At 55.4% G+C, this 981-nt stretch carries 2 protein-coding genes; both read right to left on the bottom strand.

Annotated features, from left to right (window positions below; all coding sequences use genetic code 11):
* Positions 1–217, bottom strand: a 217-nt coding sequence (locus GRI89_RS00015; RefSeq protein ID WP_235912590.1) for a beta-eliminating lyase-related protein, incomplete at its 3' end; no start/stop codon positions are given.
* A gap of 412 nt (positions 218–629) precedes the next feature.
* Positions 630–981: hypothetical protein (locus GRI89_RS17870; protein ID WP_235912588.1), on the bottom strand; the 352-nt coding region annotated here is incomplete at its 5' end.

Here is a 981-nt window from a genome sequence, read left to right as displayed (position 1 = left end):
CGCGTGCGCCGTCGCAGTGCAGGCGGATGTCCTTTTCGCGGCATAGCGTACTGAGTTCGACAAGCTCGTCCCACGAAGGCAGTTGGCCGCCGATCTCGCGTGCCGGGAGTTCGACCAGCAGGCTGGCGAGGTTACTCTCTTCCGCCGCACCGCCGGGACCAATCAGTGCCTCGACGTCGGCCGCCGTCGTCGGCCGGTCCGGGTCGCCGAGGGGCATTGTCAGAGCAATTGCACCTTAACCTATTGGCCATAGCACAGGGCTGCTGTCAGTCTCGCCTTGTCTCTGGCTTCGCGCCTAGGATCAGAGGCGTTTGGCCAAAATTCGGGCTTCCGAAGCTGGTCAATCTCATCCAAAATCGACCAAGTGCAGTTAGTCCGACAATGCCCGATCAACAGAATGTAGAGCGGCAGGCAAGCCAACGCAGCCCACCACTCCGGTGTTCCGGAGAGCCGCACGGCAAAGAGCAAGCCATAGATCACTGCAATCAGAAGGACTAATGCAATTCTGTAGCGCCCCCGATCTGCCAACGATTGTAACGTCAAGACCGTTTCGAAACTGTGTCGAGCAAAGCGTCCGCGTTCCACCCAGTTCTTGACTGTTGGCGCACTATCGGATGGTTGAATGCCAGTTACAGAAGGTTCAAGCTTGTTGGTTCACGAAGTTTACAGAGGGTTCGTAAATTCTTCAATATCTTATCTTGTTTTCCGGCGCTCTCACTCTCCTCTTGTTGGTTTGTGGGTTTATCTTTGTTCGTTGGATAATCATGGACTTTGCGGAAGACGACAACGGCACCGATGCAACGCCGAATTCCATTTTTTCCAAGTTTGGGCGGTGGCTTCGCCGCCCCACTCCAAAGCTCGATTATCGTAGAGACAAGCGTGGCCGATTTAGAAAGGTGCGCAGGGGGTAGCGGAGGGCGTTTGCCGCTTCGACTAGCTGTGCTCATAGTCGGTGAAAAACTGAAAAAGAGCCGGATTGTG

This window comes from Croceibacterium salegens (assembly GCF_009827435.1).
In the GTDB taxonomy this organism is placed as follows: Bacteria; Pseudomonadota; Alphaproteobacteria; order Sphingomonadales; family Sphingomonadaceae; genus Croceibacterium_B; species Croceibacterium_B salegens.
The sequence above is the reverse complement of the archived record's forward strand: the minus strand, read 5'-3'. Positions and strand labels throughout refer to the sequence as shown.